Raw genomic sequence first — 23,411 nt, forward strand, 5'->3', positions numbered from 1 at the left:
CGACGAATATCTCGGCTGGAATTCTTGTATCGATACTCCAGCGGCCGGCTGAATATATCCGGAAAACTATTTGTTTTCGTGAGTTTCGTCGAGATAATGCTGCTCTGCACCCCCGACTGCGTCAACAGAAATGGCGGAGCTACTAGCCCTTCGGGCTAAGTCCGTGATTCTTTTGAAGCGCAGCCAGGTCGGTGGCTGGGGGCACCGCGCCGGGCGTTCGGCGTGCCTTGCCGAGCCTGGAGGGGTGTGGCACCTGTTTCTCCAGCGACTTCTGCGCAGCCTCGGGAAGGCCCGCCATCATCGGGGTTTCATATAGTCCGGGCGAGGTGGTGGCGACGCGGGGGAGGCCGCTTTGTCGATGTTCATTTGCTCTCTCCCTCAGCGCGCGAACGGCTTTGGGCGACGGCAACCGCTGCCGCAGTCGAGATGATCTTCCTGCGAGGGCGGCCAACCGCCTGCCCTCGGTCACGCTCCATGTCGTCGATTGCCTGCCATCCGGCCCAGTCGATCGCTTCGGGTCGACGCTCGGTGACCAGGGCTGCGAGGGCTTGCCGGTCGTGGGATGGAGAGGGTAGAAGGCGGGCGGCCAAATCTTCGACGAGCATGTCGACGGTCTCGTTCGCGCAATGCCGGTTCGTGCCGATGCCGCCTGAAGGCCCGCGTTTCAGCCAGCCCGTCGTGTAGACCCCGGGCAAGAGAACCCCGTTTTCGCCGAGCACCCGACCGTGGATGTTCGGGAGCGCGCCGGACTGGGTGAGGGGCGGGAGGCCAGGCAGCGCAATTCCGCGGTATCCGATCGAGCGAAGGACGAGTCCGGTGGCGATGGTCTCGGTGCGGTCCGTCGGTGCGGCGGCGAGTCGGCCGTTCTCGTCCTCGGTGAGTTTGTTGTGCACGATGTGTAGAGCCTCGACCCGATCGCGACCCAGTACCTCGGTGGGGGAGGCGAGATAGCGCAGGACAATTCGCTTGTCGCCGGTGCGTGCGGTGTGCGCCGCGTACTCCTCGACGACCTGTACTTTGAGCACGGTCGCGGGATCCGCATGGTCGTCCAGCAGGGCGCGACTGCGGTCGTCGAGGACAAGCTCGGCGGGATCGACCACGATGTCGACCCCCGGGATATGGCCCAGGGCCAGGAGCTCCGGATTCGTGTACGCGGCCTGGGCCGGACCGCGGCGGCCGAGTACCACGACTTCTCGAATGGCGCTGTGGCGCAAGGCTTCCAGTGCGTAGTCCGCGATATCGGTGGCGGCCAGCTCGCTCGGGTCGGTGACCAGAATTCGAGCGATGTCGAGCGCGACGTTGCCATTGCCGATGATGACGGCTCGTTCGCAGGACAGATCGACCTTCAGATGCGCGTAATCGGGGTGGCCGTTGTACCAGGCGACGAACGCGGTGGCCCCATGGCATCCTGGCAGGCTTTCGCCGGGAACTCCGAGGTTCCGATCCCCGCTCGCGCCGTTTGCGTAGATCACCGCGTGGTGGTGCGCCATCAATTCTTCGTGGGTCAGGTGTGTTCCGATGTCGACATTGAGGTGCAGGCGCACAGCCTGCTTGTTCACCGATCGGAAGGTGTCCGTCACCCTTTTGGTGCCCTGGTGATCGGGAGCCACGCCGGCCCGGATCAGTCCCCACGGTGTCGGCAGGCGATCGAACATCTCCACCTCGACCGCGTCCCCGAGCCGCGCTGTCAAGGCGTTGGCGGCATAGCACGCCGAGGCGCCGGCACCGACGATCGCAATCCGGGTGGTCTCGGACTCGCCGGAAATACTGCCGCGCGAATTGCCTTCCTGCGGATCGAATTCCGGCGCCCCGAATGCATCCCAGTCGGACTCCAACGGAAAGCGCTGGAAGTAGTCCGCGTTGATCTGCTCGTATCGAGCGCTACGGGCGGTCAATTCGTCGACCGGCACGATCGCGTCGACCGGGCACGCGTCGGCGCAGGCCCCGCAGTCGATACAGGTATCGGGGTCGATGTAGAGCATCTCCGCGGCCGCGAAGGACGGATCGTCCGGCCTCGGGCGGATGCAATCCACCGGGCAGACCTCCACGCAGGTGGCGTCGTTGCAACACGGTTGAGTAATGACGTAAGGCAATTTCAGTCCTCAGGTTGACCGACCTGGACCGGGGCCGTGTCCGGCCGAGCGGTCCAGGCTCGAGTTGGGCCGGCGAAGGATTCCTCACCTGGGGCGCGGCTTCCCCAGGTGAGGAACGCCTGAACGCCGACTTTTGCAGGGGCCCAGCGAACAGGTGCGGGCGATGCTGCCACGCACCCGCGGCGTCGGCAATGCCCGGTAATCCTGTTGGGCTAGCGGCGGTTTCGGTCGTGGCGGAGGGTGCATAACCCGATCGGCTAATCGGCGGCGGCAATCCTTGACCACGTCGAGTTCTGCGCCGCAGCATCGTGGCGAAACCACCCACAGACGTCAAGGGAGCAGCGTTGCGATTCGGATACGTGACTGAGGCAACCATGTTCGGCGAGGCCGACACTGCCCGCAGATACCATGAAACAGTCGAGCAGATGCTGCTTGCCGAGGAATTGGGCTTCGACTCGGTCGGGGCTTCGGATCAGCACTTCTTTTCCCCGTCAGCGCTTATTTCCGCGCCGGATCTCCTCCATGCGGTGGTGGCCAAGAATACGCGCCACATCACGATCCGCACGACGACGGCGACATTGCCGCTCTACCACCCGCTGCAGGTGGCCGAGCGAATCGGGACGCTGGATATTCTGTCCAACGGGCGGATCGAATTCGGTACCGGTCGCGGTAATTCGATGCTCGCGTTCGAAGCGTTCGGAGTTCCGCTCGCGGAAGCCTATGAGCGCTACGCCGAATCTCTGGCCATCATCACCGGAGCCTGGGCCGCCGAAGGAGAATTCTCCTACGACGGCAAGTTCTACAAGATTCCGCCCCGGACGCTGTGCCCCAAACCCGTCCAGCAGCCGCATCCGCCGATCTTCTACGCGGCCATCAGTCCGGAGTCGCACCAGAATGCCGGCCGACTGGGACTGGGTCTCATGACCGGTCCGACCGGCGTCTCCTTCGAGAAGTTCGCCGAACGGATCGCGCTGTATCGCGACGCCGCGGCGAATCCGGAACCGGTCGGCCCGTACCAGGGAAACAGCCGGGTCGTGCTCGGACTGCGCGGCTACTGCGGCATCACGAACGAGCGGGCGCGCGAGGTCGCCGGGCCGCCGTTCATCGACTGGATTCGCGACGCGGACACCATGTATCAGGCCAAGCTCAGCCGGGAGAAGCCCGACATGGACCCGGTCAGCGCGCGCGCTGGTCGATACGAATACGACAAACTCCGCGCCAACGGCGTGATCATCTCCGGCGATCCCGACCACTGGATCGAAATGGTGCGGCTGTACGAATCGCTCGGCGTGGACGAGATCAATATCAACCACGCCGGCATTCCGCACAACGAAATCGTGCGCTCGATGAAGATGCTGGGCAATTACGTCTTCCCGGAGTTCCGGCGGCCGAACCCCGGCAAGTCCGCCGCTGTATCTCGAGTGCAGCAGCCGGACTACTCCGTCAGCGACGTGTGAGAAATCAGCGAGGATCAAAGTGTCAGTCCAGCCCATTACCAGCCGATCATTCGGTGAACAGCTAGTCGGTGCAACGCTCGAGGACTTCTGGCATCCCGTCGCTCACAGCAGCGAAGTCGGGGACCAGCCCACACCTTTCACGCTGCTCGGTGAGCGCCTGGTCCTGCTTCGCGATGCCGAAGGGGTCGTGGCATTCCAGGACCTGTGCATTCATCGCGGTGTGGCCCTTTCCCTTGGCAGCGCCGAGGGCGGCGTCCTGACCTGCGCCTACCACGGCTGGAAATACGACCGCACCGGTGCCTGCGTCCATATTCCTCAGCTCGGTGAGGGCGGGGCGATCCCGCGGAAAGCGAGGATCCGCAAGTACCAGGCGGTCGAAAAGTACGGACTGGTCTGGGTTGCGCTCGGAGGTCCGATTCGGGATATTCCGCGCTGGCCGGACGACATGTGGGAAGATCCGAACTTCCATGGCCATGCCGTGCTGCCGAAAGAATGGCGGGCGAATGCCGGACGAGCCACCGAGAATGCCGCCGATCTGTCGCACCTGAATTTCGTGCATCGGGATTACATTCCGCTGCAGGATGGACCGGTCATCCACCAACACGTGGTCGAACCCACCGATTACGGCCTGCGGTCGATGTACCGCGACGGCCAGGTGTCCTGGGAATGGCAGATTCATGCTCCGTTCACGGTCATCGCCAAGAAGTCCGGAATGGCCCCGGCGAATGGTTCGGGCGCCGTGAGCGGTGAATTCGAGAACAATGTCATGTGCTGGGCGGCATTCCACTCACCGGTCGACGAGAAGCTCACCCGCATCTTCTACGCCTCGTGCCGGAACTACTCGCTCGACGTCCCTGACGCCGAGTTCGACGGTGAGCTCATCCAGCTCGTATTCGATCAGGACCAGGTCATCGTGGAGAGCCAGCGTCCCGAGCACATCCCCGTCGAGTTGCGCGAGGAGCTCCACTTGAAGGTGCCGGATGCGATCGCGCTCGGGTATCGCCAACTACTGAGCAAACTCAGCCGGGTCGGCCCGTATCTGCCCTGACCCCTGTCGCAGGAACCAATGAGGAACACAGTGAGCCAATTGACCACCATCCGCCCCGCGGGCTGGGCACGCGCCAGCGGGTACTCGTACGCGATCGTCGACTCGCCCCGACGCCAGATCCATATCGCGGGCCAGCTGCCGTGGGATCCCGAGACCCAGAAATGTGTACCCGGCGATTTCGCAGATCAATGGGATCAGGCGCTCGCCAACGTGGCCGCCGTAGTCGAGGCGGCCGGCGCGACCGGGACCGACATCTGTGAGCTGGTCATCTACATAACCAGCATGGAGGAGTACCTGGACTGCCGAGATCGTCTGGGCGCGCCGTGGCTTCGCCATGTGGGCAAGCATTTTCCGGCGACCACGATCGTCGAGGTGTCGCGGCTCATCGATCCGCAGGCCAAGCTCGAGGTCAGAGGAACGGCGGTCGCGCAATGACGTCGGCCCTACCCGAGGTATGTCGCGCCGATGTCCTCCTCGAAACCGGTGTTCGGTTGAGCTACCACCGTTACGGCGCCGGCGAACCCTTGGTGCTGCTGCCGGGAACAGGCACCGACGGCCGGTTCTGGGACCTGCAGTTACCCGCGTATGCCGGTGAATACGACGTGATCGTGGTGGACAATCGAGGGTCGGGCTACTCGGATGTCCCGGCTGCCGACGCCGACGGTTACAGCACCGAGATCATGGCCGACGACATTGCCGGTCTGATTCGCGCGCTCGACCTCGGTCCCACGCATGTGTCCGGGCATTCCCTCGGCGCGAGCATCGGCCAGCAGCTCGCCATCCGGCATCCCGAGGTCGTCCACAGCCTGCAGCTGCATGCGACGAAGGCGCGCAATGACGAATGGCTGCGCCGGGCTTTCGGTTACACCAGCAAGTTCGCTCTCGACCACGGTGACGCCCGGGCGGCTTTCCGCATCACGATGATGTGGATGCTCAGTGCGGACTATCTCGAGACGCGCGAACCCGCTGCGGTCGCCGAGATGGTCACCAGGTGCTACGTCCAGAATCCCAACGCCGAGCGCAATACCGCGGGGATGCGTGGGCACATGATCGCCAACGCGAACCACGACTCGTTGTCGAAGCTGTCGCTGATCCAGGCGCCGACCCTAGTCACCGCCGGAGCGGACGACGTCATGATCCCGCCGCGCTACTCCGAACTGGTGGCCCGCCGGATCGACAAAGCCGAATTCCGGGTGTTCACCGGCTCCCGCTCCAGCCATGCATTCCCGTGGGAGATGGCTGCCGAGTTCACCACGGCCACCCTCGAATTCCTGCGCGCGCACCCGATCGGTGGCGACGGCAATGACTGACGTCGTGGAAGTTCCTGGTGTCGAGGACTTGGCCGGGCGGGCGCGACTGTGGCTCGTCGACTCCGACGGTGATCCAAAACCCATTGGATGGCAATGCAATTCGTGCGGACAGGTGCGTCTGCCCAGCCGCCACCTCATCTGCCGCCGGTGCACGAGCGAATCGGCGTCCACGATCGAACTCACCGGAGCAGCGACGATCTACAGCAAAACCGTGGTGCATCGCGGATTTCCCGGAACCCTGGTCCCGTACACGGTCGCGGTAGTCGATCTGTCCGAAGGCATTCGACTGCGCACCGTGCTCGTCGGTGACGGCGCCGACCGGGCGGCGATCGGCGATGTCGTGCAATTGGTGCCGATGCCGGGCGCGGAGAGCCTCGACCAGGCGGGTTTCGCCGTCTCGCTGCACCCGGCACGCGATGGGGTGACACGGTGACCGCCTTCGTTCTCGGTGTCGGAATGACCCGATTCACGAAATGGAACGGCATCGTCGCCGAGACGCTCGGTGGCCGGGCGATTTTGGCCGCCCTCACCGACGCCGACCTCGAGCGGGTGGAGGTGGAAGCCGCCTTCTTCGGCTCGGTGCAGGGCGGGGTGGGAATCGGGCAGCGCGTGCTGGCCGGCCTGGAGATGACCGGGATTCCGATCACCAATGTCGAAGCGGCTTGTGCCAGTGGCGGATCCGCGCTGCGCGAGGCGGTGATGTGGATTGAGGCCGGTGCCATCGATGTGGCCCTCGTCGTCGGTATCGACATCCTGACCTCGGCGAGCGCGGGCCCGATCGAGCCCGCGCATCGCGACCCACTGAAGGTGGCCGTGCCGATTCCTGGCATCTATGCCCTCACTGCGGCCCGATACCTCCACGAATGTGATGTCACGGTTGCCGATCTGGCTGCGGTGGCGGTCAAGAACCGTGCCAATGGCGCGCTGAACAAGTTCGCTCACTTCCGCACGCCGGTAACGGTGGACGAGGTCTTGGCCTCGCCGATGATCGCTGAGCCGTTGACACGACTGCAATGCTGCCCCAATGTCGACGGCGCCGCGGCGGCGGTCGTCGTCAGCGAGTCGGCGGTGCGCCGGTTGGGCCGGCAACGGGCGGTCCGGATCGCCGGTGGTGCGCTGACGTCGGGCGGGATCGCGGATCGGGCAGGCGCGCGTCGCGGGACGACCAAACGGACAGCAAACCTGGCGTACGCGGAGGCCGGCATCGGGCCGGAGGATCTGAGCCTGTGCGAGGTGCACGAGCCGTTCACGATCTCCGAACCCCTGCACGCCGAGAGCCTGGGACTGTGCGACGCCGGCCACGGCGGCCGCTATATCAGTGGTGGATATGCGGATATCGACGGCAAAGGCGTCGCGATCAACCCCAGCGGAGGTCTGATCGCGCGCGGACATCCACTCGGAGCGACGGGATTGGCGCAGGTCCACGAGATCGTCACCCAGCTTCGGGGCGAGGCCAAGGACCGGCAGGTTCCGGGCGCGCGCGTCGGTCTGGCACACATCTTCGGCGGCTCCTTCCCGGAGATCGAGGGTGACGCGTGCAGCGTCCACATATTCACACGGTGAGGTGAGAGATTTGAACGACCCGACCCATTCCCACGTGCTGGGCGCTCCGGTCAGCGGCAACAACATGTTTCGCAACGTGCCCGAGCGGTTCCTGCCGCCGGCCGAATGCGCAGCCACCTACTACTTCCCAATCCCGTGGATGCACACGGTAATTCACGCCGCCCAGCTGAACGCGGGATTCGAATTGCTGGGCCGCCGGCTCGCGGATACCCCGGAAGCGGCGAACCGAATCGGGATCTACGACGAGACCCGCGGAATCGAACTGACCTTCGGGCAGATCTGGGAGAACGCCAATCGGCTCGCGAACAGCTTGCGGGCGTTGGGGTTACAGCCTGGCGACCGCGTGCTCTATCGCTTCGGTGAGGTGGGCGATGCGGCGGTCACCAAGCTCGCAATCCTGATCGCCGGGGGAATCGCGATTCCCTCGGGTCTGCAGGACGGTCCCGCCGAGCTCGCCTATGTCCTCGCCGATGCCGAGGTATCGATCGTCGTCGCCCAGGACGCTCGCCTGAATGTCGTCGACGAGGCGGTGGCGCAACAGGGTTCGAGCGCCGTGCGGGCGGTCGTCGTGTCGCCGGCCGCCCCGGCGGGATCACCGCATCTTTCGTTCGGTGAGCTGGTCGCGACCGGCAGCCCGGACGTGGACATCGCCGCGACTGCGCCACTGGACGCAGCGAGTATCTACTACACGGGCGGCACGACGGGGCGGCCGAAGGGCGTCATCTATACGCACTTCCACGAGACTCATCAGCCGACGGATATGGCGATCTGGTCGACGAGGCGGCCGCGCGGCGACGATGTCTGGATGACGCACGCGCCCCTCGGACACGCGTTCGGCAATATGGAGAAGATCAACTATCCGCTGCGGGCGCTGATCCCCACGGTCTACAAAGACCGGCCGACCGGCGCGGACTGTCTCGAACTGCTGGTCCGCCACCGCGTCACCTACTTCGCGGGCATCGCTGCCATGTATGCCCGAATCCTAGACGCCATGGGGGATTCGACACCGGAGCTGAGCCTGCGCCTGGCCAAGGCGGGCGGTGAAGGCCTCACCCTGGAGCTGTGCGACCGATGGCTGCAGGTGTGTCCGGCTGCGCCCCTGGCGAATTCGTACGGGTGTGTGACAACCCAGAGCACGCTCATCACGTCGCTGATCGCGGGACGGAAGGTGGGTCCGGCGGCGTCGATCGGATTGCCGATCCCGGGTATCGAGGTCGCGGTAGTCACCCCCGACGGCGAGTTGCTGCCCGAATCCCCTGGGCTGACAGGGCGTCTCGCGTTTCGCGGACCGGTCGGTCCGACCTATTGGACCAATCTCAACCCGGACCTGCCTGCGCTGATGAAGGCCGACCAACAGGACGGCTGGCACCTCAGCGACGACGAGGTCGCCATCGACGACGACGGCTGGTTCTACTTCCTGTCCCGCGTGCACGACATGATGCGCATCAGCGGGCGCAACGTTGCCGCCGTCGAAGTCGAGGAAGTGCTGAAACTGCACCCGGCCGTCGAGGATGTCGCCGTCATCGCTCTGCCGATGCCGGATCACACGGCAGTCATCAAGGCCTTCATCTGCCTGCGCCCCGAATACCCCGACGACGGCGACGCCCTCCGGGAAAGCATCAGAGAGTTCGCGAAATCCAAGATGTCGCTGTACAAGGCGCCGCGAATCATCGTATTCGTCCCGGAACTGCCGCGTGACCATCTGGGCAAGTTGCGCCGAAAGGCGTTGAGCGCCACCCCGATCACCTGAACAACCAGGAGACCTTCATGAGTACATCCCTCACTTTGCACGAGAGCGTGAGCCGTCCGGCGCGCGAGTTTCTCGCCACCGCACAGCACAACCACCTCATCGACGGGCAGTCGACGCCGTCCCAGGACGGATCGACCTTCGACACGATCGACCCGTCCACTGAGACGGTGCTGGGCAAGGTTGCCTACGGCACCGCCGCCGACGTCGATTTTGCGGTTCAGGCCGCGCGCCGTGCCTTCGAGATCGGCTCGCCGTGGCGCCGCATGGCCGCGGCGGAGCGCGGTGTCCTGCTGGGCCGGCTCGCAGACCTGGTGGAGTCGCACGCAGACGAGCTCGCGGATCTCGAAGCGCTGGACAACGGGAAGCCGCGACGGTTCGCCCGCCAGATCGACGTTCCCGGCGCAATTGCCAACCTGCGCTACCACATCGGCTCCCCGGCCAGAATTCAAGGACGCACCGTACCGGTGCGTGGCAAAGACGTCTTCTGCTACACAACCCGTGAGCCCATCGGTGTCTGCGGGCAGATCGTCCCGTGGAATTTTCCGCTCGTCATGGCGGTCTGGAAGATCGCGCCCGCACTCGCCGCCGGCTGCACCGTCGTGCTCAAGCCCGCCGAGCAGACTCCGCTGACCGCGCTGCGGCTCGGGCAGCTCGCGCTCGAGGCGGGAATTCCGCCCGGTGTGTTCAATGTCGTTGCCGGAGACGGCGAAACAGGCAAGGCGCTGGTCGCGCATCCGGGGGTGGACAAGATCTCCTTCACCGGATCGACGGCGGTAGGCCGGGCCATCGCCGAGCGCGCGGGTCGCGACCTCAAGTCGGTGACCCTCGAACTGGGCGGCAAGTCACCGCTGATCGTCATGCCGGATGCCGATCTGGACGCCGTCGTCAAGCGTGCGTTCGCGGGGATCTACTTCAACTCGGGACAGGTGTGCTCGGCCTCGTCGAGGCTGCTCGCCCACGAGAGCGTCTTCGAGCAGGTCGTCGCCGGAATCGCCGAGAAGGCTCGGACGAGCGTCGTAGGCAGTGCTTTCGACGACGACGCTTACCTGGGCCCGCTGGTGAGCCACGAGCAGCACACCCGGGTGGCGGGTTACATCGAAAGCGGAAGGAAATCCGCTGAGTTGGTCGCAGGAGGAACGATCGATGCGGGCCGGGCCGGCTACTTCGTCGATCCGACCCTCTTCACCACGACCGACGACACCGCCGAGATCGTCCGTGAGGAGATTTTCGGACCCGTTCTCGTCGCCCAGCCGTTCGAATCCATCGAAGAGGTGGCGCACCGGGCGAACAACACCGAATACGGCCTGGCGGCAGGCGTTTTCACCCGAGACCTGGCGACCGCCCACAAATTCGCGGCGCTGCTGCGGGCCGGATCGGTCTACGTGAACTGCTGGGGTCTGGGCGATCCGGCTGCGCCGTTCGGCGGGTTCGGAGCCTCGGGCATCGGCCGCGAGCACGGCGAGGAAGGTCTGGCCGCCTATCTCGAACCGAAGTCCACCTTCATCCAATTCAGCTGAGAGGAGACCGGATTCGCCGGGTGCGGAGATCTCTGATGCGGATGAGGGATCTCTGTGGCCGCGTATACCGGCACCCGAATATCAGACCGGGTAGGCACGCGGCCGCAATTATTGGTCGATATTTCCCGACAATCACATAGCGTCTTCGTCACCGTAGTAGGGGCCTCTGGCGGAGCTATCGATCCGATCAGAGCGCTCATTCGAGCGCCATTCTCCCCGAAGTGAGAGTAATACCGTGAGCGTACCCCCTGTTTCCAACAATGTGGATGGCATCCCCGGCGAGGCGAATTTCGAGACGACGGCAGCGAGACCCGCGGAAGCTCCGCCGGGGCTGCGTGGACGACTCGGGGTTCCAGGCCTGGTCGCGGCTGTTGTTGCTTTTGCTTCCCCATTGGCCGGCGTTGCCGGTTACCTGGCCTTCGTAATAGCGAGCGGCAATGGACTCGGCGCCCCGGTCACGGTCGCCATCGTCGGTACTCTGGTGCTGATTTTCTCGGTGGGGTACGTCAAGATGGCCGAGTTGGTGCCGAATCCAGGCGGATTCTATGCCTATGTGACTGCCGCCCTCGGCAAAGCGGCCGGCCTGGGAACGGGTCTACTGACCACGGTCGGTTATCTCGTCGGCAGCTTCGGTTTCTATATTTTCGGTGGAATCGTTGCCAGTAGTACTGTCCGGACTGCGTTGCACGGCCCGGATATTCCATGGTGGGTGTATATGGCCGGCTTCATTCTGGTCGTCTCGACCTTGGCCTACCGCGGCATCGATTCGTCGGTCCGAGCCCTGTCCACGGTGATGGTGTTCGAGGTGGGAATCGTCCTGGTGTTCGATCTCGTCGTCACCTTCCGCGGCGGTCCGACCGGTCGGCCACTGGATTCGTTCACCTGGCACTCGCTTGCTTCTGGTTCGGTACCGATGGCCGCGCTCTTCGGGGTGCTGCTGTTCACCGGCTTCGAAGTGACGACGCTGTTCCGTGAGGAAGTGAAGGAGCCCGTGAAGACCATTCGCCGCGGCACCTACATCTCGGTTTCCCTCATTACGCTGCTGTTCGCTTTCTCGGCCTGGTGTCTGATCACGGCGTACGGTACTGACAAGGTCGTCGGCGAGGCGCAGCAGGACCCCACCGGCATTTTCGCGACCGCGGTGCAGAGTTACCTCGGGTCGACCATGATGACGGTGACCAGCGTGTTGCTTGTCACCAGCGTCTTCGCTTCCCAACTGTCGCTCAGCAATTCGGTCTGCCGCTACCTGTACTCGATGGGCAAGGACGGTGTTCTCGCACCGGCCCTGGGCCGTGCGCACGATGAGCGGCACTCACCGCACCGGGCTGCTGTGGTACTGGCAATGCTCCATCTCGTCGGCCTGATCGTCGTGCTGGTCGCGAGGCAGTCGCCGAGCGACATATTCGCTTGGTCCGCCTTCGCCGTCGCGGTAGCCATTCTCGCCAGCTACTTCCTCATGAGTGTGGCCGTCTTCGTCTTCTTCGCACGCCGACGCGACGGAATCGCTACTGCGGCACGCCTTCTGCTCGCCGGTATCGCTGTCGTCGGATTCGCGGCGACGTTGATCTGGGCACTGCTCAATCCCGAAGCGGTCGCCGGGCAGGAGTCGGTCTTCAACCACCTGATACCGATCGGTCTGCTGCTCGTCACCGTGGGCGGCGCCGGTTACGCCATATACCTGCGGATCCGGCGGCCGGACGTCTACCGGCGGATCGGCCGGCAGTAGCGGCTTCCGCCCCGGACTGTCGGCTCGGTGCGATTCGAACCCCAGCGGACTTATCCTCGGTCCACCCGAAAACGGAGTGACAACACGATGGCTTCATCCTCGATCGACGATGCGGACAAAGACGCTGCCACAGCGGAGGGCTCGAACTCGACCGAGCCGACAGCTGGACTGCGGGGGCGGCTGGGTGTCCTCGGTGTGGTGTCTGCGGTTCTTGCATTCACCGCACCGCTGGGCGGCGTAGCCGGCTATGTCGCCTTGATCATCGCCAGCGGAAACGGCCTGGGTGCACCGGCCGCCTTTATCGCCGTTGGGATTCTGATTCTCATCTTTTCAACCGGATACACCAGGATGACGCAGCTGGTGCCCAATGCCGGCGGGTTCTACGCCTATGTTTCCGTGGGCCTTGGGCGTGCAGTCGGATTGGGCACCGGGCTGTTGACGACGATCGGATATCTGGTCGGCGGTTTCGGATTCTGCGTCTTCGGTGGAATCGTCGCGAGCAGCACGATTCACGTGCGGATCGGCGGCGCCGCCGTACCGTGGTGGGCCTACACACTCGGATTCATCGGTGCCGTCACCGCGCTCAGCTATCGCAGGATCGACGCGTCGGTGCGGGTGATGACCGTGGTGATGGCGCTCGAAGTCGGGATCGTGGTGGTCTTCGACCTGTTCGTCGGTCTTCGCGGCGGGCCGACCGGGCGATCGCTCGAATCGTTCACCGCGCATGCGGCCTTCTCCGGCTCGCCCGCGATCGCGGCCCTGTTCGCCTTCCTGCTGTTCGTTGGATTCGAGGTGACCACGCTCTTCCGTGAGGAAGCCAAGGATCCGGTACGAACAATACGAAGCAGCACCTACGTATCCGTCTGCTTCATCGCGGTCTTCTATGCGCTGTCGGCTTGGTGCATGATCACGGCGTTCGGCACCGAGGAGGCGGTCGGCCGTGCGCAAGAGGACCCTGCGGGAATGTTCTTCGGCGGGGTCGAGCGCTACCTGGGTTCGACCGCGATGACCATCTCGAGCTATCTGCTGATCACCAGTGTTTTCGCCTGCCAGCTGTCCTATGCCAACACTGTCTGTCGGTACCTGTACTCGATGGGCCGCGACGGCGTCCTCCCGAATGCGTTGGGGCGTGCGCACTCTCGGCATCGTTCGCCGCATCGGGCCGCCGTGTTGCTGGGAATCGCGAGCGTCGCGCTGACACTCGCCGTCGCCGCCTGCGGGTTGTCGCCCATGGATGTGTTCACCTGGGCATTGTTCATCGCCGGAATCCCATTGCTCGCCAGTTACGTCGTGGTCGGTGCGAGTATTTTCGTCTACTTCGTGCGGAACCGGAAACTCGCGCTGGTGACCGGCCGGCTGCTGTTCTCGTCCGGCGTCGCCCTGGGGGGATTGGCTGCGATCCTCGTCTTGGCGTTGGCGAATCCGTCGGCGCTGGCCGGCCGGGACTCGATTTTCAACTATGCAGTTCCCGCTGCCCTGCTGATCGTGCTCGTCGGGGGAGTCGGATACGGTTTTGCGCTCCGCGCTTGGCGGCCGCACGTCTACCGCAGAATCGGTCGCAGGCTTGGCTAACGCTCGAAGCGCGGCCACCCAGGACCGGCTAGTAGCCGAAACCTGGGTGGCTGCACGAGGTTTCAGATCAGTCGATCCAAAGTTCGTCGATCGACCGGTGCGGGCTCGAGATCGGGGCGGCGATGCGCCCACGGCAGGGCTTCCTCGAGTGCCCTGGCGGTGCGCAGGACCAGGTCCTCGCGACCGACGCGGGCGACGAGCAGCAGACCGACGGGGAGGCCGCCGGCGGTCGGCGGGCAGGGAATCGTCACGGCCGGATTGTCGCCCATGTTCCAGGCCGCGGTGAACGGCATGTAGGTTGTCCAGCCGGGTTCGACGCGGCGTCCGCCGATCACCGTGGGAGGCAAGCCGATCGGGAATGCCGTGGTCGCGGTCGCCGGCATCGCAAGTACGTCGTAGTCGAGGAAGAAGTCGTCGATCGTCCGCCGGAGCTCGGTGAGCCGGTTCAACGCGGTGATGACCTCTCCGGTGCTGACGTGCCTTGCCGGGAGGAGTTCCGAGAGTGCCTCGGGATCGAACAGTTCGGGAGTGGCCTCAGCGGCTTCCCCGAGCTCGAGCCAGGCATCCGCGCGAAACAAGGGACCGTAGGTCGGCCAGGGGCTTGGGATGGCGGGGTGGGCCGAGTCGACACACCAGCCGAGTTCGGCGAGCACGCCCAGGGCGAGCTCGCAGGATGCGACCACCTCGTTGTCGACCGCGAACTGCCCCAGGTCCGGAGTCCATGCCACCCGCGGCGGCGGGATATCGTCGGCCTCGCGCCACCAGGGCATGGGGTCGCGTAGAGAGATCGGGTCGCGCCGGTCCGGGCCGCTCATGACCTCCAGCGCCAGCTTGGCATCGGCCACCGTCCGGGCGATCGGACCCACTGTCACGAACAAGCGTGATGACGGCGGGGTCGGCCACATCGGTACGCGGCCGGTTGTCGGTTTGAAGCCGACGACGCCGCAGACGGCGGAGGGCGCGATAATCGAGCCGACGCCGTCGGTACCCACCGCGAACGGTCCCAGGCCGGCGGCTACCGCAGCTGCGGCGCCGCCGCTGGATCCTTCGGTGGTTCGTGCGAGATCCCACGGATTCCGGCAATCCGGTGCCAGGAGATTCCTTGTCTCGCCGAGCATTCCGAACTCGGAGGTATTGGTCTTGCCGACCAGGATCGCGCCCGCCAGCCGCAGCCGCGTGACCGCGAGCGCATCGACATACGGCACGTTGGTCTCGTGCAGGCGGGATCCGTATGTGGTTCGGACACCGGCGGTTTCGAGCAGGTCTTTCACGGAGAAGGGCACTCCGTGCAGGGGGCCGAGCTCGTTGCGGCCGGACATGACCTCCTGCTCGGCGAAGCGCGCCGCATATCGAGCGTGTTCGGCGCAGACCGTCAGATACGCGTTCAGCTGCCCGTTGTGGGCCTCGATCCGGCCCAGGGTGTGCTCGACCAATTCGACCGGCGACACCTCTCGTCGGCGAACGAGTAGCGCGAGTTCGCTCGCAGACAGGTAGTCGAGGTCATCCGGGGGACGGTGGGGATTTGTCATGGGACTCTTTCGGATACGTGGCGTCGACGGGTACGACACGGGCCCGGCACCTGACCATGGGAGGAGGTACCGGGCCCGGGCTGTACGCGTCAGCTGTGGATCGAAGCAACCGCGGCGGCGGAGGTTTCGGTGGCCGTCAGCCAGGTCGGGATTCGGGCGATGAGCTCTTCGGTGGTCCAGGCGTCAGTGTTCGGTGCGATGAAGCTCAACTCCGAAGCAGTGGTGCAGAGACCGATTCCGGTGCCGTCCATGACGAACGAGCGGCCGGTGATGGAGCGTCCCTCGTCGGTGCAGAGGTAGACCCCCAGCGGCGGGACGGTTTCGGGCGCTGCTGCCGCCGCCTCGCTGTCGGCTTGGAAGTGTTCCTTGGCATCGGCGTAGAAACTCTCCCTGTCGTCGAGGCCGTCGAAGAACGCCTCGGCCATGCGAGTCGACGTGGTGCCGGGGAAGACCGAATTCACGTTGATTCCATGCTGTTTCAACTCGTGCGCCGCAGTCAGAGTGACGACCATGATGGCCGCCTTGGCGGCGCGATAGGCGCCGAGCTTGGGGTAGTAGAAGCCCTGTGAGAGATCGCCGGTCGTGATGATCGTGCCGCCGTGCTCACGCATGAGGGGCGCGGCGTGGCGGATGCAGTTGAAGGTGCCGTCGGCGTGTACGGCCATCACGTCGCTCCAGTCACCGGGACTCGACTCGTGCAGCTGCGCCATGCGAATGTTGCCGGCATTCGCGACCAGGATGTCGAGCTGGCCGAATGCCGACACCGCGGTCTGCATGATCTGCTCGGCGCTGTCGAAATCGGCGACGCTGTGGGTGTCGGCTACGGCTTCGCCACCGAGCTCGACGATCTCGCGGGCGACCGCGGCGGCCGAGGATTCCTCCCCGCCGGTGCCGTCGACAGCAGCACCGAGATCGTTGACAACGATCTTCGCTCCCTCGGCGGCCAGGGCGTGGGCATATGCGCGCCCGATTCCCCGCCCGGCTCCGGTCACGACTGCGACCTTCCCGTGCAGTCTCTTACTCATGTGTCGATCCTTCGTTCGGGATGCTTGCTCGATGGGGAGTTCAGGCCCGGGCGGTTGTCGGTAGTTGGAGCCGAAGCTGGTTGATGGTGTCGATCCGAATGTCGGGGCGCCACTCCAGTTCCTGGTCCGGGGCGAGCTCGAGGTCGGGGAAGCGCTCGCGCAGTACCTCGAGGGTGATCCGCATTTCGATGCGGGCCAGCGGCGCGCCGATGCAGAAGTGTTTGCCCTTGCCGAAGGCCAGATGTGGGGCCTGCCGGGTGATGTCCAAGCGCTCCGGATCCGGGTACACGTCGGGATCGTGGTCGGCTGAGGCGAGGATCAACGACACCAGCCCGCCGGCCGGAATACTGACCCCGCCCACCGAAACCTCGTGCTTGGCCAGCCGGAAGATCCTTTTGACGAGTGTCCGTTGCCGGAGGGTCTCTTCGACCGCCGAGGGCACCAGCGCTGGATCCCGCACCAGCAACTCCCACTGATCACGGTGTGTCAGTAGGGATCTGACGCCCTGAGCCATCATCTGCGCGGACGTTTCGAATCCGGCGACGAGGATGTCGTACAGGCCGACGATGATGCGTTTGGTGGCTTCCGGCGACTGGTCGTTGCGGAGCCGCTGAATCATCACCGACGCGTAGTCGTCGCGTGGATGGGCACGTCGGTCGGCGATCAGTTCGCCGAAGTATTCGTAGAGTTCCGCGATATCGGTTGCGGCGGCGAGATACTCGGCTTCGTCGATCGGTGCGAAGCTGCAAAGCCGAAACTCCGATTCGACTGCGCGCATCATCAGGTCGGACTTGTCCTCCGGCACGCCGGTGATGCTCGCGATCGCGCCCAGCGACAGCGGAATGGCATATTCGTTGACGAAATCGATGGTGCCCTCGTCGGTCAGCGGCTGCAGGAGCCGCTTCGCGCGCTCACGCAGGAACGGCTCGCGCGCGGCCAGGCTCCGCGGCGTGAACGGGGCTTGTACCAGCGCCCGCATCGGCCGGTGGTCGGGATCGTCGAGCATGAGCACCGATTCCGACCACGGATAGCCGGCCATCCGCTCCCGCAGTTGCGGTGGCAGCGGGTAGCTTTCGAGCGCGCCCTCGGCCGAGAAGTTCTCGTCGTCGCGCAGAATGGCCAGCACGTCGGCCTGCCGGGTGACTTCCCAGATGTTGAAGGCCTCCAGGTGGTACACCGGATTCTCGCGGCGCGAGACCGCGAGGCTGGGGTAGGGATCGCGGAGCTCGTCGGGGTGGAGCGGATCATACTTCGCGAAATGGGGGCAGGCGCTGATACCTGTCGTTCCCGGAGAATCCGGCATGGTCCGTTTGTCCTCTCGAAGCGAATTTTCTGGGGTATTGTTCAGCGCGGGAACAATTGATCCGAAATCGAATTAACAATGCGACTCGGCGACCGGGGGAGCTGTTTCTCAGCATGGGGTCTCGTCCTTATATGCTCGTAGTCGGCTACGCGGCCGTCAAGCGCCGCGGGTCCGCTACTAGCCTTTCGGGCTAACCCACATACGGCCGGTCTCGCCGGATTTCCCGGCGGGCAATGGTGCGCAGATGCACGGCGTCCGGCCCGTCGACAATGCGCAGGGTCCGGGCGGCGGCGTAGAAGTAGGCGAGCGGGAAGTCATCGCTGACACCGGCGGCGCCGAAGATCTCGATCGCACGGTCGACGACCTGTGTCGCCACCGCGGGCGCGGCGACCTTGATAGCCGCGATCTCTGTGGTCGCCCGCTGGGCGCCGTAGGTATCGATGAGCCAGGCGGTGTGCAGGATCAGTAGACGCGCCTGATCGATCTCGATGCGGGAGCGGGCGATCAGATCGCGGACGACGCCCCGGTCGACGAGGAGATCGCCGAAAGCGGTACGGCTGCCCGCCCGTTCGACCATCAGCGCCAGAGCCCGCTCGGCCATGCCGATCGCCCGCATGGCGTGGTGGACCCGTCCTGGACCCAGCCGAGCCTGCGCGATGGCAAACCCTTCGCCCTCACCCGCCAGGATGTTGGCTGCGGGTACTCGCACGTTCTCGAAGACGATCTCCGAATGTCCTTGGCGGTCCCAGTATCCGAAGATCGGCAGTCGCCGGAGGATCTGCACCCCGGGCGTGTTGCGCGGCACCAGGATCATCGACTGTTGCTTGTGGCGCGGTGCCGTGGGATCCGTCTTGCCCATTACGATGAAGATCTCGCAGGCGGTGTCGGCGGCTCCGGTGATCCACCATTTGCGCCCGTTGACGACGTAGTGGTCACCGTCGCGTGTGATGGAGGTCGAGATATTGGCGGCGTCGGAACTGGCGACGGCCGGTTCGGTCATCGCGAAGGCCGATCGAATCGTGCCGTCCAGCAAGGGATCCAGCCACTGCGCCCGTTGCTGCTCGGTGCCGAACATGTGCAGAATCTCCATGTTCCCGCTGTCGGGCGGCGCGCAGTTCATCGCCTGTGGCGCCACCACCGGCGACCATCCGGTGATTTCGGCGATCGGGGCGTACTCGAGCGTCGACAACCCGGAGACGGCGGGGAGGAAAAGGTTCCACAGCCCGCGTCGCCGAGCTTCCTCGGCCAGAGCGGCCTGCAGGTTCGCCCCGAGATGCGCAGCGGACGTGAGGTGGTGGCTCAGCGCCGATTCGGCGGGAAAGACGTGCTCGCGCATGAAATCCCAGGCCCGGGCGCAGAGCTCGGTGGTACGGGGAGACGGGCTGAAGTCCATTGGATGCTCCTGGCTGGGTGATCGCTCGGGGAGGTCGTTGTCACGACCGATGCAGGGCGGCCAGCCCGGATTCCGCGACCCGGACCACATCATCCTCGAGATCACCGAACTGCTGCCCGCCCATCGCACCCGCTGCGGACCGCGCGGCGATGCCCTGCAGGATGACCGCGAACTTGAATCTCGCGAAGGCCTCGTAGAACGGGAAGTCCGTCAGGTCGTGCCCAGTGCGGGCGGCATATCGCTCGAGCAGATACGCCCGAGGCGGAAATCCTTGTTGCGCAGTGACATCGGGGACCAGTGGCACAGGCGGATCGCCCGGCTCCGTCCAATAGAACGCCAGCAGGCCCAGATCCGTGAGCGGATCGCCGAGCGTCGACATCTCCCAATCGAGAACAGCGGCGATCCGGCCCGGGTCGGAGGAGTCCATCATGCAGTTGTCGAGGCGGTAGTCGCCGTGTACGAGGGCGGCCGGCGGACTGGCCGGCAGCGCCGCGGTGAGCCTGTGCGCGAGTTCATCCAGTACCGGGAGATCCCGGATACGGCTGGCTGCCGATTGCGCCTGCCAACGGTGGAGTTGGCGGGCCAGGAAGCCGTCGGGGCGGCCGAAATCGGAGAGCCCGACGGCGGCGGGTTCGACGCTGTGCAGCAGTGCGAGCGTGTCGACGAGCGCATCGGTCATGCGTACCCGATCAGCGTCGGCGTCGGCGTAGCCCACGGGGATCGCCCCGCGGATGATGTGGCCGTCGACCTTGCTCATGACATAGAACGGCACCCCGATCAGGTCGGAGGATTCCACGGCCAGCACAACCCTCGCGACCGGGACCTCGGAATCCGCCAGCGCATGCTGCACCCGGGTCTCACGCCGCATGTCATGGGCACTGGGCAGCAATTCCCCCTCCGGTGGCCGGCGTAAGACGAGTTCTCCTGCGGTGCTGCGCAATAGGAATGTGAGGTTCGATTTGCCGCCCGAGACGAGTGCGGCGTCGAACATCCGCCAGCGGTCGTCGTCGGTGGCCTCTGCCAGCGCCGGTCCGAGCCGTTCCGGGCTTAGCAGCATATCGATGTCGGTCATAAACGGCAGCCTCGCGGTTCTGGGATAGGGGCAGGTGGCACGGTCGCAAGGCCCTCCACGCGCTGTCAACGATCAGAACGTCGACTCTCGCCCATTGGGTCAGTCGGCAATATCGTCGCCGACTCGCATGTAGTCCCGATGGGTCAATACGGTGCCATAGCGCTTGACCGCTCCGGAATTGTGAGGACAGCATCATCTGGACGCCCAGCGTCGCTTCCTTTGGTGGTCAACCTGATTGAACACCGCATTATCGGCACGATCGATTCGCCGAGCGATTCATATCCCGCCGGCACGGGTCCGATCGGTAGAAAGAGATAGCTTCTGATGACATCGACCACGCACCCGGATCTGGAGCTTCGAGGCGAGGTTCTGGCCGCCGGAGAAGCCGGCTTCGACGAGGTGGCCGCGATCTGGGCCGACCGCCACGGCCGCCGTCCCGCGCTCATTGCACGGTGTTCGGGCGCGGCGGACGTGCGCGCCGCCCTGCGCTATGCGAGAAGCCACGATCTCGAGGTCTCGGTCCGCGGTGGCGGCCACAATCCGAACGCTTATGCGATCAACGACGGTGGCATCGTCTTGGATCTGCGGGGGATGAACAGCGTGCACATCGATCCTGTCGCGCGCCGGGCGAGAGTCGGCGGCGGGGCGTTGGCCGGGGACGTGGTGCGCGAGGCCGCGGAGTTCGGGCTGGTCCCGGTGACGGGGATTCTGCCGGCGATCGGCTTCTGCGGGCTCGCGCTCAACGGTGGGGAGGGGTTCTTCACCTACCGGCACGGGATGGTCTGCGACAACATCACCGGCGCGACTCTGGTGACCGCGGACGGTGGGTTGGTTCGCTGTTCGGAAGACGAACGCCCGCAACTGTTCTGGGGGTTGCGAGGCGCCGGGTCCAACTTCGGGGTCGTCACGGAGATCGAGATCGCGCTGCACGATCTGCCCGACAGCGTGCTCTCCGGGATGATCACCTGGATGCCGGTACGGGAGCGGCTGGCCGAGTTTCTGGCAACGCTGCTCACCGCGCTGCAGGCCACCTCGGATGATCTCTACCCGGTCATGATCATTGGTCGCGACGAGTCCGGCGGGGTCTCGGTGTCGGCGGTGCTGTGCCATGTCGGGGCGGTCGAGGACGCCGATCGTGAGATCGGCTCGATCCGTGCGCTGGAGCCCGCGGTCGACGACTCGATCGCTCGTAACGAATACCCGGATGCGGTCAAGGTGTTGCAGGAGCGCATCGACGAGCTGGCGGGATTCGAGGATGGACTCTGCCGGCGCTGGACCGACTACGAATTGGCTTGCACGCCAAAACGGTTCGGCGAGGTCGTCGCCGCGAATGCGGACCGGCTGCTCACCGATGCGGAGTGCCACGGCACGGTCTCGATCATCGTCGAAGGCAAACCGATCGACAACGCGCTGGGCACGCCGGCCAAACACCGCGATGGACCGGGCGTCATGATCGAGGCTGGATGGCGCGGGATCGACCACGCGGTGCGATTCGACGCGCTAATCGACGGGTTGAACACGACGCTGTCGAGCGCCGGGGTCATCTCGCCGGTGTCCGGAAATATTCACAGTATTTCCGATGTCTCCCAAGCCATTGTCGTGGAGAACTACGGCCCGGATGTCTATCAGAAGCTTGCCCAGCTCAAGTCGATCTATGACCCGGAGAACGTCTTTCACTTGAACTACAACATCCTACCGGCGCGGACGGCAGGAACCAACGGGTTGAATGGAGATCGGACATGACGGTGAATTCGGTGGACACGGCAGTTGTTTCGGACACTGTGACGTCCCAGATACTGCGCGAGGTACTGGGGCATTTCGCATCGGGAATCGTGGTGATCACCGCGACCGGCCCTGACGGTCCGGTCGGTTTCACCTGTCAGTCGTTCGCCTCGCTGTCGCTGGATCCGCCGCTGATCACCTTCTCGCCGGCCCGGACCTCGACCACCTGGCCCCGAATTCGCGAGATCGGTGCGTTTTGCGTCAACGTGCTCGCCGAGGACCACGAGCATCACAGCGCCGGATTCGCGCGCTCCGGTGCGGACAAATTCGCCGACGTGCATTGGACACGCACCCCCTCAGGGGCGCCACTGCTGCCCGGTGTCAGCGCGTGGATCGACTGCGAGCTGTGGAAGGAATACGACGGCGGCGATCACACGATCGTGGTCGGCCAAGTCCGCCATCTCGGTGCCGATCCCGACCGATTGCCGTTGCTGTTCTATCGCGGAGGCTACGCGATCACCGCGCCCGCCGATCGCTCCTGACAGCGGGCTCGCCGGTGCGCCGGATCGACCAGCACGTGAACTCGAAGGAGACCAGATGGTCTGGATCTTGCTCGGCGCGGCGATTCTGTGCGAGGTCACCGCGACCATGTCCTTGCGACTGGTCGACGGGTTCACCCGCGCCGGCCCGGTCGGCATGGTCGTGGCGGGATATGCCGCATCGTTCGTCCTGCTCGCCGAGGTCATCCGGCGCGGGCTGCCGCTTGCGGTCGTTTACACCGTGTGGGCCGGAGTCGGGGTGGTGCTGATCGCCCTGATCAGCGCGGCATTCCTGGGCGAAGGCCTGACTCCGGCACAAATCGCCGGGGTACTGCTGGTGCTGGTGGGAGCGGGGATCATCAAGCTCGCCTCGTGAGTATCGACCGAAGCGGTTCCCGGCACGCTTCGCCTGAGCCGCGTTATCGTGAAAATCCGACGGATCCTGCTGGACCTACGGCGCCGACATCGCGACTGGTGCCTGCGGTTGGTAGTGGACCAGTGCGCGGCAACTGGATTGGATCACTCGACTCGAGCGTGAACAGGCGCTTCTGCGAGATGCTTTGGAGTCCAGCATTTCCGACGACCCCGGAGCCGGAATCCGAATGGCGACAGCGTCATATCTGTACTGGAGCTCCCGTGGCCGCTACAGCGAAGGTCGACGCTGGTTCGATCGGCTCCTGGAACGCGATCGGGGCCGTGGCGAGGCTGATCGGGTGCTGTCGCTCTATGCCGACAGCGCGCTCGCCGATATGTAGGGCGACCTCGAAGCGGGCGAGGCGCTGGTCCAGGAGG

At 65.0% G+C, this 23,411-nt stretch carries 21 protein-coding genes and 1 pseudogene; 14 read left to right on the plus strand and 8 right to left on the minus strand.

Annotation, left to right across the window (positions count from 1 at the left end):
- Nucleotides 1-229 precede the first annotated feature (229 nt).
- Nucleotides 230-346 (minus strand): annotated as a pseudogene (locus ACFXIV_RS13560) (3-hydroxyacyl-CoA dehydrogenase); the annotation flags it as partial.
- 16 nt (nt 347-362) lie between these two features.
- On the minus strand, nt 363-2,093 hold the full coding sequence (locus tag ACFXIV_RS13565) for a 4Fe-4S binding protein (protein ID WP_379399402.1): 1,731 nt from the start codon (nt 2,091-2,093) through the stop codon (nt 363-365).
- Between the two features lie 359 nt (nt 2,094-2,452).
- On the opposite strand from ACFXIV_RS13565, the gene ACFXIV_RS13570 reads away from it, so the two are divergent.
- Nucleotides 2,453-3,550 carry an LLM class flavin-dependent oxidoreductase gene (locus ACFXIV_RS13570; RefSeq protein ID WP_379399401.1) on the plus strand — a complete coding sequence of 366 codons (1,098 nt, stop codon included), beginning with the start codon at nt 2,453-2,455 and terminating at the stop codon, nt 3,548-3,550.
- A 61-nt stretch (nt 3,551-3,611) separates the two neighbouring features.
- Here the strand turns inward: ACFXIV_RS13570 and ACFXIV_RS13575 are convergent, their stop codons facing one another.
- The gene (locus ACFXIV_RS13575; protein ID WP_379399454.1) at nt 3,612-3,764 is read right to left on the minus strand and encodes a hypothetical protein; all 153 of its coding nucleotides are present in this window, start codon (nt 3,762-3,764) and stop codon (nt 3,612-3,614) included.
- Here ACFXIV_RS13575 and ACFXIV_RS13580 point away from each other — a divergent pair.
- From ACFXIV_RS13580 to ACFXIV_RS13620, 9 genes are all read left to right on the plus strand, one after another.
- Nucleotides 3,693-4,598, plus strand: a complete 906-nt coding sequence (locus ACFXIV_RS13580) for a Rieske 2Fe-2S domain-containing protein (protein ID WP_379399452.1) — start codon at nt 3,693-3,695, stop codon at nt 4,596-4,598. The two genes, ACFXIV_RS13575 and ACFXIV_RS13580, sit on opposite strands and share 72 nt — an antisense overlap.
- Nucleotides 4,599-4,628: 30 nt before the next feature.
- Nucleotides 4,629-5,033, plus strand: a complete 405-nt coding sequence (locus tag ACFXIV_RS13585) for a RidA family protein (RefSeq protein WP_379399400.1) — start codon at nt 4,629-4,631, stop codon at nt 5,031-5,033.
- Nucleotides 5,034-5,089: 56 nt separating this feature from the next.
- Nucleotides 5,090-5,908: an alpha/beta fold hydrolase gene (locus ACFXIV_RS13590; protein ID WP_379399399.1), complete on the plus strand. Its 819-nt coding sequence runs from the start codon at nt 5,090-5,092 to the stop codon at nt 5,906-5,908.
- On the plus strand, nt 5,901-6,341 hold the full coding sequence (locus ACFXIV_RS13595; protein WP_379399398.1) for a Zn-ribbon domain-containing OB-fold protein: 441 nt from the start codon (nt 5,901-5,903) through the stop codon (nt 6,339-6,341). Before ACFXIV_RS13590 ends, ACFXIV_RS13595 begins: the two co-directional genes overlap by 8 nt.
- Nucleotides 6,338-7,471, plus strand: a complete 1,134-nt coding sequence (locus ACFXIV_RS13600) for a thiolase family protein (RefSeq protein WP_379399397.1) — start codon at nt 6,338-6,340, stop codon at nt 7,469-7,471. Before ACFXIV_RS13595 ends, ACFXIV_RS13600 begins: the two co-directional genes overlap by 4 nt.
- A 10-nt stretch (nt 7,472-7,481) precedes the next feature.
- Nucleotides 7,482-9,221, plus strand: a complete 1,740-nt coding sequence (locus tag ACFXIV_RS13605) for a class I adenylate-forming enzyme family protein (RefSeq protein WP_379399396.1) — start codon at nt 7,482-7,484, stop codon at nt 9,219-9,221.
- Between the two features lie 17 nt (nt 9,222-9,238).
- The gene (locus tag ACFXIV_RS13610) at nt 9,239-10,738 is read left to right on the plus strand and encodes an aldehyde dehydrogenase family protein (RefSeq protein WP_379399395.1); all 1,500 of its coding nucleotides are present in this window, start codon (nt 9,239-9,241) and stop codon (nt 10,736-10,738) included.
- 235 nt (nt 10,739-10,973) lie between these two features.
- Nucleotides 10,974-12,464, plus strand: a complete 1,491-nt coding sequence (locus ACFXIV_RS13615) for an APC family permease (protein WP_379421259.1) — start codon at nt 10,974-10,976, stop codon at nt 12,462-12,464.
- An 87-nt stretch (nt 12,465-12,551) separates the two neighbouring features.
- Complete coding sequence (locus ACFXIV_RS13620) at nt 12,552-14,036, plus strand: APC family permease (protein ID WP_379399393.1); 1,485 nt, start codon at nt 12,552-12,554, stop codon at nt 14,034-14,036.
- A gap of 62 nt (nt 14,037-14,098) precedes the next feature.
- Here ACFXIV_RS13620 and ACFXIV_RS13625 read toward each other — a convergent pair whose 3' ends face one another.
- The 5 genes from ACFXIV_RS13625 to ACFXIV_RS13645 form a co-directional block, all read right to left on the minus strand.
- Complete coding sequence (locus ACFXIV_RS13625) at nt 14,099-15,565, minus strand: amidase (protein ID WP_379399392.1); 1,467 nt, start codon at nt 15,563-15,565, stop codon at nt 14,099-14,101.
- 89 nt (nt 15,566-15,654) lie between these two features.
- On the minus strand, nt 15,655-16,590 hold the full coding sequence (locus tag ACFXIV_RS13630) for an SDR family NAD(P)-dependent oxidoreductase (RefSeq protein WP_379399391.1): 936 nt from the start codon (nt 16,588-16,590) through the stop codon (nt 15,655-15,657).
- Nucleotides 16,591-16,630: 40 nt separating this feature from the next.
- Nucleotides 16,631-17,893, minus strand: coding sequence for a cytochrome P450 (locus ACFXIV_RS13635; protein ID WP_379399390.1), 1,263 nt, complete (start codon nt 17,891-17,893; stop codon nt 16,631-16,633).
- 190 nt (nt 17,894-18,083) lie between these two features.
- Nucleotides 18,084-19,286 carry an acyl-CoA dehydrogenase family protein gene (locus ACFXIV_RS13640; RefSeq protein ID WP_379399389.1) on the minus strand — a complete coding sequence of 401 codons (1,203 nt, stop codon included), beginning with the start codon at nt 19,284-19,286 and terminating at the stop codon, nt 18,084-18,086.
- Nucleotides 19,287-19,326: 40 nt separating this feature from the next.
- The gene (locus tag ACFXIV_RS13645) at nt 19,327-20,358 is read right to left on the minus strand and encodes a phosphotransferase family protein (RefSeq protein WP_379399388.1); all 1,032 of its coding nucleotides are present in this window, start codon (nt 20,356-20,358) and stop codon (nt 19,327-19,329) included.
- A 399-nt stretch (nt 20,359-20,757) separates the two neighbouring features.
- On the opposite strand from ACFXIV_RS13645, the gene ACFXIV_RS13650 reads away from it, so the two are divergent.
- The 4 genes from ACFXIV_RS13650 (at nt 20,758) to ACFXIV_RS13665 (ending at nt 23,374) form a co-directional block, all read left to right on the plus strand.
- Entirely contained in the window at nt 20,758-22,101 is a 1,344-nt protein-coding gene (locus ACFXIV_RS13650; protein ID WP_379399387.1) for an FAD-binding oxidoreductase, read from the plus strand.
- Nucleotides 22,098-22,622 (plus strand): flavin reductase family protein, encoded by a 525-nt coding sequence (locus ACFXIV_RS13655; RefSeq protein ID WP_379399386.1) that lies wholly within the window; start codon nt 22,098-22,100, stop codon nt 22,620-22,622. The genes ACFXIV_RS13650 and ACFXIV_RS13655 overlap by 4 nt, the downstream gene beginning before the upstream one ends.
- 55 nt (nt 22,623-22,677) lie before the next feature.
- Complete coding sequence (locus tag ACFXIV_RS13660) at nt 22,678-22,995, plus strand: DMT family transporter (protein WP_379399385.1); 318 nt, start codon at nt 22,678-22,680, stop codon at nt 22,993-22,995.
- 226 nt (nt 22,996-23,221) lie between these two features.
- The gene (locus tag ACFXIV_RS13665; protein WP_379399384.1) at nt 23,222-23,374 is read left to right on the plus strand and encodes a hypothetical protein; all 153 of its coding nucleotides are present in this window, start codon (nt 23,222-23,224) and stop codon (nt 23,372-23,374) included.
- The last annotated feature ends 37 nt before the right edge of the window (nt 23,375-23,411 follow it).

This window comes from Nocardia sp. NPDC059236 (assembly GCF_042754085.1).
Classification (GTDB): Bacteria; Actinomycetota; Actinomycetes; order Mycobacteriales; family Mycobacteriaceae; genus Nocardia.

Bases quoted from the DNA above. Each gene is read 5' to 3' on its own strand.
- ACFXIV_RS13575 (WP_379399454.1), bottom strand. From the start codon at position 3,764: ATGAATGCACAGGTCCTGGAATGCCACGACCCCTTCGGCATCGCGAAG.
- ACFXIV_RS13595 (WP_379399398.1), top strand. From the start codon at position 5,901: ATGACTGACGTCGTGGAAGTTCCTGGTGTCGAGGACTTGGCCGGGCGG.
- ACFXIV_RS13610 (WP_379399395.1), top strand. From the start codon at position 9,239: ATGAGTACATCCCTCACTTTGCACGAGAGCGTGAGCCGTCCGGCGCGC.
- ACFXIV_RS13620 (WP_379399393.1), top strand. From the start codon at position 12,552: ATGGCTTCATCCTCGATCGACGATGCGGACAAAGACGCTGCCACAGCG.
- ACFXIV_RS13625 (WP_379399392.1), bottom strand. From the start codon at position 15,565: ATGACAAATCCCCACCGTCCCCCGGATGACCTCGACTACCTGTCTGCG.
- ACFXIV_RS13630 (WP_379399391.1), bottom strand. From the start codon at position 16,590: ATGAGTAAGAGACTGCACGGGAAGGTCGCAGTCGTGACCGGAGCCGGG.
- ACFXIV_RS13635 (WP_379399390.1), bottom strand. From the start codon at position 17,893: ATGCCGGATTCTCCGGGAACGACAGGTATCAGCGCCTGCCCCCATTTC.
- ACFXIV_RS13640 (WP_379399389.1), bottom strand. From the start codon at position 19,286: ATGGACTTCAGCCCGTCTCCCCGTACCACCGAGCTCTGCGCCCGGGCC.
- ACFXIV_RS13645 (WP_379399388.1), bottom strand. From the start codon at position 20,358: ATGACCGACATCGATATGCTGCTAAGCCCGGAACGGCTCGGACCGGCG.
- ACFXIV_RS13655 (WP_379399386.1), top strand. From the start codon at position 22,098: ATGACGGTGAATTCGGTGGACACGGCAGTTGTTTCGGACACTGTGACG.
- ACFXIV_RS13660 (WP_379399385.1), top strand. From the start codon at position 22,678: ATGGTCTGGATCTTGCTCGGCGCGGCGATTCTGTGCGAGGTCACCGCG.
- ACFXIV_RS13665 (WP_379399384.1), top strand. From the start codon at position 23,222: ATGGCGACAGCGTCATATCTGTACTGGAGCTCCCGTGGCCGCTACAGC.